Source organism: Enterococcus sp. JM9B (assembly GCF_009933265.1).
GTDB lineage: Bacteria > Bacillota > Bacilli > Lactobacillales > Enterococcaceae > Enterococcus_C > Enterococcus_C songbeiensis.
The window spans coordinates 109,186-116,904 of record NZ_MAEK01000026.1; the positions used below are offsets into that span (position 1 = coordinate 109,186).

A 7,719-nucleotide genomic window follows, 5' to 3' on the forward strand; every position below is an offset into this window, starting at 1 on the left:
GTTTTCTTCATTTGTCCGTAGAATCTTCAACAGAACTTTGATATGATGAACAAGAAAATTTTATCTTTAGCATGAGGAAGTGTCGATCCATGAGTATCACGGTTAAAGACGTAGCCAAAAAAGCGGGAGTCGCTACCTCGACTGTTTCCCGCGTGATCAATGACCATTCCAGCATTTCTGAGGAGACTAAGAAAAAAGTCCGCAAAGTGATGAAAGAACTGGGGTACGTACCAAACATGACTGCCCGCAATCTTGGGAAACAAATTTCCAGTGCGATTGGCGTTATCTTGCCACCATTGGATTCCAAAGAACGTTTAGGTAATCCCTTTTATTTGGAAACGATCGAAGCAGTCAACGAAGAAGCCAGCCGGTTTCAAATGTCGGTGGCGGTTGCTTCGGCACCTGATTTTGACACCCTTTTAGAAAACGTTAAACGGATGCACCAACAAAAACAAGTGGATGGCTTCATCCTTACCTATTCAGACAATCATGATCCGGTGATTGATTATTTATTTAAAAACAGTATCCCCTTCACCTTGATTGGACAAGCCTACAAAAACGAGGAAAAAATCGTTTTTGTCGATAACGACAATCAACTGTTAGGAAAACAAGCCACCGAGCATTTGATTGAAAACGGGCATGAACGTATTTTATTCATCACCAATACCGTTCGGGAAAATCTTTATTTTGAACGCTATTTTGGTTACCAAAAAGCCTTGATGATTGCACAATTGCCAACCTTTCCAGCAGTCACTTTTGAAGAACCGGAAGATTATGTAGCGTTTGAAACCGTATTAAAGGAAACCAAAGCAACTGCACTAGTAGTCATTGATGATTTGTTCGCTGTGCGGGTCATGCAACTGGCAAATCTTTTCGGGTATCACGTTCCGGACGATCTTTCTCTTGTCAGCTTTAATAACTCGATCTTTTCTACATTAACTCATCCTTACCTCACCAGTATCGATGTGGATGTCACGCAATTGGGAAAGATGGCGACTCAAAAACTGATGGAACAAATCAATCAACAAGTTTCTTCCGGTATCCGAGTAATCGTTCCTCACAAATTGATCCGGAGAGAAACCGTGTTGAACCTGAAAAAAATCTAAAAAAATGCTCAGAGCTCGTTTATTTCGGGCTCTGAGCATTTTGTTTATTTCCCTGGTTCAGAAGCGATGATCGTTAGTTCGCCCTCTAGTTGCCATTGATCGATTCCTGTTGGTAAAAGACAACTAGTGCCTTTTTTCAATTCATACGATTTTCCATCAATAATCAAATGTCCATAGCCGTCAATAACTGTCATCAACGTATAAGGGGCTTGTGCCTCTAATTTAAGTTGACCAACTACTTGCCATTCATATACGTTGAAGAAATCTGTTTTCAGATAAGTGACTACCGACGATTTTCCTTGTTTGACTTCGGTGATTGATAATTCAGGCTTGCGTGCTGGAACTGTTGTCACATCAATAGATTGTTGAATATGCAGTTCCCGCGTATTGCCCTGATCGTCTTTGCGATCGTAGTCATATACCCGATAAGTCGTATCTGAACTTTGTTGAGTTTCTAAAATCATAATGCCTTTCCCAATTGCATGGATCGTTCCACTCGGTACATAATAGAAATCCCCTTTTTTCACAGGGACCCGTTTTAATAAATCATCCCAACGTCCATCATGAATCATTTCTGCTAATTCTTCCCGTGTTTTGGCATGGTGACCATACACAATTTCTGCGCCGGGCTCCGCATCGATAATGTACCAGCATTCCGTTTTTCCTAATTCGCCTTCGTGGATTTTTCCGTAGGCATCATCAGGATGGACTTGTACTGATAAGTCATCTTCTGCATCTAAAATTTTAATCAGTAATGGGAAAACTGGTTCACTAGGATTGCCAAATAACTCTTTATTGGTTTGCCACAATTCATCCAATTTTTTTCCTTTAAATTTACCGTTTTCAATTACGCTGACTCCATGGGGATGGGCACTGATTGCCCAATCTTCGCCAATTTTATCGTTAGGAATGTCAAAACCGAAAACAGAACGCAGACGGCTGCCGCCCCAAATTTTTTCTTGGAAGACAGGTTTCATAAATAGTGGTTCCATCTTAACTCTCCTCATTCATTTTTTTGGTATAAAATTTTTAGATTTCATACGATTTTTCATTACGGTCATCTTTCTCTTGCTTTGATTTACAAAATTAGACAGAATGACCGCACTTTCCTTAGCCATTATATCATTTTTTCATTCAAGGAAACGTTCTTTTTGATAGACCGCCAGAATTTCGTCTCGGTGTTTGATATAGCCCGCCCGATCATCATTGGGGTGAATGCGATTGCTCAAAAAGATACACGCCTCCTGCCTTTGAGGATCAATTAACAAAAAAGTGCCGGTATAACCGGTATGAAACAAAGCAGATTGTTTGGATGCTATTTTTAGATCCCAACCGAATGAGCGTCCGCCTTTTCCATCAGGAGTTTGATCTTTTAGCAGCTGAATAATTGTTTTTTTTCGCAAAAAAGACTGTCCCGCTATCATTCCCCAATCAAGATACATCTGCACAAATTTTTCCAAATCCGCCAAATTCGTAAATAATCCGGCATTTCCGGCATGTTCTGCTAATATTCGCGCTTTCGGATCATGGGTGATTCCCCGCAAAACAGTGCCGTCTGCTTGCTGCTGGGTGGGAATGATTTTTTTCTTATCTGAAGGCAAAAAGCAACTTGCAGTCATTTTAAGCGGTGTTAAAACTTCTTCTTGAAAGATTTCTATCACCGGTTTTTGAAACAATTTTTCCAACATGAATCCTAGCAAAATCGTACCGGCATCCGTATAATTAACGACTTTCCCAATATTTTCGCCATTTTCCATTTTTAGATACGCTTGTCGCAGCGCCTCTTTATTCAGCTGATCCCGATTTGGAATCCAGGTCTGGATATCCGCCGTATGGGTCAATAAATGACGCAACGTAATTTCCCGATTCAAAAATTCTGGCAAATAGGTATGCAGTGATTGATCAATCATGAGTTCACCTTGTTCCCATAATTTGAGAACCACCGTGGTTGTACATACAACTTTAGTCAAAGAGGCAACATCAAACAGCAGAGATTCTTCCATTCCCTGAAACTCCGGAAGGATGGCGGCAGCGCCGTAAATTCCCATCTCTTTATTTTTCCCATGAATCAATTCATAGATGACCCCGGGATAAACACCTTGTTGCATTTTTTTCTGGATGATTTTTTGTGTTGCTGGATACATAGTGTACCTCCGAAATTGGTTTTCTTTCATTATAACGCTTTTTTCCTTGTTTCGTTTTTTCCATGACGTTGTTTGTTCTTTATTACACGTTGTAAAAAAACTTCCTTTTATGTAACAATCTTTATCCATTTGTGATGAAACGTCATCTTGTTTTTACCAATGAAATATAAATGCGTGTTAAAGTAGCTCTTGTACCTGAGAAACACACAATCCGCTTAGTGAACTCGGCCTAAGCACAGATGGAGGAATTTTTTATGAAATTAGGAAAAACAGTACTTTTTGGCGGCTTGCTTGCTGCAGGTCTAGGCTTTTCTTTTGGTTCAAATGCAGATGCGGCTGAAGTATATACCGTGCAAAGTGGTGATACGCTTTTTTCTATCTCTCAAGCATTCGTTGGAGATGACAGCTTAATCGACACTCTAGTTGCTGACAACGAAATCGCTGATCGCAATTTGATTTATGTTGGTCAACAATTAACAATCGATACTGAGGGAACAGTTACAACTGCACCTGCAGAAGTTGCTGAAACAACTGAAACAGCACAAGAAGCAACTGAACCTGCTTACCAAGCGGAAGCAACACAAAGTACCGAACAAGCAGACACAACAGAGACGACATCGACCGCAACAACTTCTTCTGCAAAAGAATGGATCGCGCAAAAAGAATCTAGTGGTTCTTATACTGCACAAAATGGCAGATACTACGGTCGTTACCAATTAGACTCTTCTTACTTAAATGGTGACTACTCTGCTGCAAACCAAGAAAAAGTCGCAGACAACTATGTAGCTGAACGTTATGGCTCTTGGGAAGCTGCTCAATCCTTCTGGTTAGCAAACGGCTGGTATTAAGCCGACTAAATAAAAAAAACAGGTTGGCTCTCACGAGTCAACCTGTTTTTTTCTATTTCCTGTTTAGTTTGCGGCATCTGCCACAAACCACCATTCAAGACCAATAGCATCATAAATAGTTAAGATACCTTTTTTCTTATCGTAATAAAACGATTGTTTCTTCGCTTCCAAGCGATTTTCCAACGCTTCTAATTCTTGATTTGTTACGCTCACCTTGAAAAAATCCAACCCTAATACTTTGTGGGTTTCCAGATCAATCGTTCCACCATGGGCTTCTGTTAATTCCACCTCGAAGCTCGCTTCTGACGTTCCATCTGCCGCGGCAAAATCAGCTAACTTCAAATATTCGTCAAAAAAGAGGACTTCTTCGTTTAAATTGCTGGCATGAAGATGAACTTTTCCAAAATGAGCGGGCTCTGTCAAACCGGCAAAGGTGCCTGTCGCTTGCGTTGCTAATTCTTCCGGTGCTGCTTCAGTTGCTTCATAATAAATTTCCAGCGGGTTGCCTTCCGGATCTGCCACCAAAATTCCCCAAGCTTGTTCATAGGTTGCATATTCAAGCGCGTACTCCCGATCATTCAAGCGTTTCAAAATTTCCGCTGCTTCGGTATCCGATACGACTAAACGCAGGCGCTGTAATTTTTTGATTTCTCCTAAAAAGTCTTCTGCTCGTGGGCTTTCCTCCAACCACAACAATTCATTTGGTTGATCAATCGTCCCAAAAATCGCTAGTTCGTTTTCTTCTCGTTTCAAAGAAAAGCCAATCATATCACGATAAAACTCAATCATTTTATCACGGTTTTTTACACGAATTGCAATCGTCTTGATACGTGACTGTCTACCTACAGTAAATTCTACCATGCCTATTGCTCCCTTCTGTCCCATCAACATTTTACTGACAAACCAGAAATGGCGCAACTGATATCCCTTGAAAAAAAGCAGATTACCGCAAATTATTCGTTTTTTCCTGCAAAAAAAGAGGTCGCTTTGTAATCTATTTTTTGATTTCTACAGCGATTTCCTCTTCGCTACTTATTTTTTCTCAGAAAACACCATGTAGACCATTTATCCTATAACACGAATAAGCAGCGTGAAATATCATTATTTACACCTATACTTTTAATTTATTTTTTGCTATATTGGAAAGTGACCATGTAAAAAGGAGCGAAAATCGTGGAAGAAAAATACTTGCACCTATTGAAAGAAAAATTTGCAACGAAAGAAGCCGTTTTGACGGAATTGATCAATTTAGAAGCGATTCATCGCCTGCCAAAAGGCACCGAACACTTTGTCAGTGATATCCACGGTGAATTTGCAGCATTCGATCATGTTTTACGCAATGGTTCAGGAAGTGTGAAAGAAAAAGTTCGAGAATGTTTCCCCACGTTTTCCGAGAAACAATTGCTGGACTTATGTACACTGATCTATTACCCGGAAGAAAAAATGAAACAGTTACAGCTGTCTCCTGAAAAACGCCCCGTCTGGTTTCGCCAACAATTACTGGCTTTGCTGCGGGTAACCAATTATGCCGGACGAAAATATACCCGTTCAAAAGTCCGCAAAACATTGCCACCTCAATTTGCTTACATTTTAGAAGAATTATTAAGCGAAGTCGAAGCGCAAAAAGATAAAATCGATTATTTCGAAGGAATCATTACAAAATTAATTGCTCTTGAACAAGCCGAGGCGTTGATCGTGGCTCTTTCGTATACAATTCAACGTTTGGTGGTGGATCATTTGCATGTGGTCGGAGATATTTTTGATCGAGGACCTAAACCTGATGCAATCATCGAGCGATTGATGCAACTTCCCTCCGTCGACATCCAATGGGGCAACCACGATTTGATTTGGCTTGCGGCGGTTGCCGGCTCTCCTGTTGCAATGATGAACGTGATTCGCATCTGCGCCCGTTACAATAATCTCGCCTTATTAGAAGACAGTTACGGCATCAATTTGCGCCCTTTACTGCACTATAGCAAACGTTACACCGTTTCTCCGGCTTTTGATCCTAAATTCGATGACGTTCCCTGCCATCACAAAGAGGAAAGAAAACTTCTTAATCAGGTGCAGCAAGCAGCAGCAATTTTGCAATTCAAATTAGAAGGACAACTAATCCAGCGGCGACCTTGCTTCTTATTGCAGCAGCGAAATGTCTTGGAGCGGATTCATTTTCCGACACAACGGATTCATTTAGACAGCGGCAGCTACCCCTTGACTGATTTTTACGCCCCAACGATTGATCCTACTGATCCTACTGCTTTGACAGAGGAAGAAAATCAGTTGATTCAACGACTGCTTGCTTCATTTCAGCAGTCTGAAAAATTAACTCGACATACCGATTTCTTAATGGAAAAAGGTGGTATGTATCTTTGCTTCAATAATAATTTATTGTTTCACGGGTGTATTCCTCTTCATGAAAACGGCGATTTAAAATCACTGCGGATAGAAGGAATCAATTATGCCGGTAAAGACCTGCTGGATTATTATGAACAGCAAATTCGCAAAAGCTATCACGAACCAGAAAAACAAACCGATCTAGCCACCGATCTATTGTGGTATCTCTGGATGGGAGAATGCTCTTCTTTGTTCGGAAAAGAAGCCATGACGACCTTTGAGCGCTATTATTTAAAAGATTCCCATACCCACTATGAGAAAAAGAACGCCTACTATCGTCTGCGAAAGGAAGAACAGACATGCCGTGAAATTCTCACACTGTTTGGTTTGCCGGAAAGTGGACATATCATCAACGGACATACCCCCGTTCAAGAAAAAAATGGGGAAAATCCAATCAAAGCTAACGGCAAATTAATCGTAATTGATGGTGGCTATGCAAAAGGTTACCAGAAAAAAACCGGCATCGCCGGTTACACCTTGTTAGCTAACAGCTACGGTATGCAACTAGCTGCCCACCAGCCTTTTACTTCCGTGGCGGATGCTGTGACCAACGGAACCGACATTTTATCCGTCCTTCGTTTAGTTGCTGTGGCAAAAAAACGGACCACCGTCAAAGACACGACAATTGGTAAAAAAATCACGCAAGAGATCGCTGATTTGGAGAAACTTTATCGTCAATTCGACATGCTTTGATTTTTTATAGCGTTTTTTCTCATTTTTGCTCTTATTTTCTCTGACAAAAAAACCAATGAATCTCTGCCTGCAACTACTTTCTGAAAATCTTGCTCATTATTTTCTTACAATTAATCAGAAAGGTTGAAAATTCTATGGAAATGTCCTAAAATTCTACCATCTTACAAAATGAAAGTTGGTAAAAAAATGACCTCTATTTCGATGCAAGATTTCAATTCCTTGCGTGCAGAAAAAGATCTCGCGATCCTCGATATTCGTGATACTCAAGATTTTAACCTTCGCCACTTAGCAACCGCTCAATCGATTCCTGCCACCAGCATCCCTGGTAGCTTGAATACCTTAGATATGACAAAAACCTATTACATCATCAGTTATTCTGGTCGTCGTTCCGAAATCATTGCGAATTACCTAACCAGCAAAGGGTTTACTGCTGTCCATGTGATTGGCGGAATGCGAGCATTAGGGCAGCTCGCTGCTTAATTAAATGAATCAAGGCGACAAAAAATAAGGCAAAAAAAATCCGACCAATAGCAA

7 protein-coding genes are annotated in these 7,719 nt (G+C 40.6%); 4 read left to right on the forward strand and 3 right to left on the reverse strand.

Translation table 11 applies throughout. The features are described from left to right. Window positions 1-89: 89 nt before the first annotated feature. Window positions 90-1,106, forward strand: coding sequence for a LacI family DNA-binding transcriptional regulator (locus BAU16_RS07425; RefSeq protein WP_048603891.1), 1,017 nt, complete (start codon window positions 90-92; stop codon window positions 1,104-1,106). Window positions 1,107-1,150: 44 nt separating this feature from the next. Here the strand turns inward: BAU16_RS07425 and manA are convergent, their stop codons facing one another. Continuing rightward, window positions 1,151-2,098 (reverse strand): mannose-6-phosphate isomerase, class I, encoded by a 948-nt coding sequence (gene manA, locus BAU16_RS07430; RefSeq protein ID WP_048603890.1) that lies wholly within the window; start codon window positions 2,096-2,098, stop codon window positions 1,151-1,153. Window positions 2,099-2,236: 138 nt separating this feature from the next. Beyond that, window positions 2,237-3,250, reverse strand: coding sequence for a serine hydrolase domain-containing protein (locus BAU16_RS07435; protein WP_161526829.1), 1,014 nt, complete (start codon window positions 3,248-3,250; stop codon window positions 2,237-2,239). Window positions 3,251-3,504: 254 nt separating this feature from the next. Here BAU16_RS07435 and BAU16_RS07440 point away from each other — a divergent pair, with 254 nt between their 5' ends. After that, window positions 3,505-4,098, forward strand: coding sequence for a LysM peptidoglycan-binding domain-containing protein (locus tag BAU16_RS07440; RefSeq protein WP_161526830.1), 594 nt, complete (start codon window positions 3,505-3,507; stop codon window positions 4,096-4,098). A 63-nt stretch (window positions 4,099-4,161) separates the two neighbouring features. Here the strand turns inward: BAU16_RS07440 and BAU16_RS07445 are convergent, their stop codons facing one another. Continuing rightward, complete coding sequence (locus tag BAU16_RS07445) at window positions 4,162-4,959, reverse strand: CppA N-terminal domain-containing protein (protein WP_161526831.1); 798 nt, start codon at window positions 4,957-4,959, stop codon at window positions 4,162-4,164. A gap of 312 nt (window positions 4,960-5,271) precedes the next feature. Between BAU16_RS07445 and BAU16_RS07450 the strand changes: the two genes are divergently transcribed. Then, window positions 5,272-7,185, forward strand: coding sequence for a fructose-1,6-bisphosphatase (locus BAU16_RS07450; protein WP_161526832.1), 1,914 nt, complete (start codon window positions 5,272-5,274; stop codon window positions 7,183-7,185). 186 nt (window positions 7,186-7,371) lie between these two features. Further along, window positions 7,372-7,665: a rhodanese-like domain-containing protein gene (locus BAU16_RS07455; RefSeq protein WP_161526833.1), complete on the forward strand. Its 294-nt coding sequence runs from the start codon at window positions 7,372-7,374 to the stop codon at window positions 7,663-7,665. Window positions 7,666-7,719 lie beyond the last annotated feature (54 nt).

Bases quoted from the DNA above. Each gene is read 5' to 3' on its own strand.
- manA (WP_048603890.1), bottom strand. From the start codon at position 2,098: ATGGAACCACTATTTATGAAACCTGTCTTCCAAGAAAAAATTTGGGGC.
- BAU16_RS07445 (WP_161526831.1), bottom strand. From the start codon at position 4,959: ATGGTAGAATTTACTGTAGGTAGACAGTCACGTATCAAGACGATTGCA.
- BAU16_RS07425 (WP_048603891.1), top strand. From the start codon at position 90: ATGAGTATCACGGTTAAAGACGTAGCCAAAAAAGCGGGAGTCGCTACC.
- BAU16_RS07435 (WP_161526829.1), bottom strand. From the start codon at position 3,250: ATGTATCCAGCAACACAAAAAATCATCCAGAAAAAAATGCAACAAGGT.
- BAU16_RS07455 (WP_161526833.1), top strand. From the start codon at position 7,372: ATGACCTCTATTTCGATGCAAGATTTCAATTCCTTGCGTGCAGAAAAA.
- BAU16_RS07440 (WP_161526830.1), top strand. From the start codon at position 3,505: ATGAAATTAGGAAAAACAGTACTTTTTGGCGGCTTGCTTGCTGCAGGT.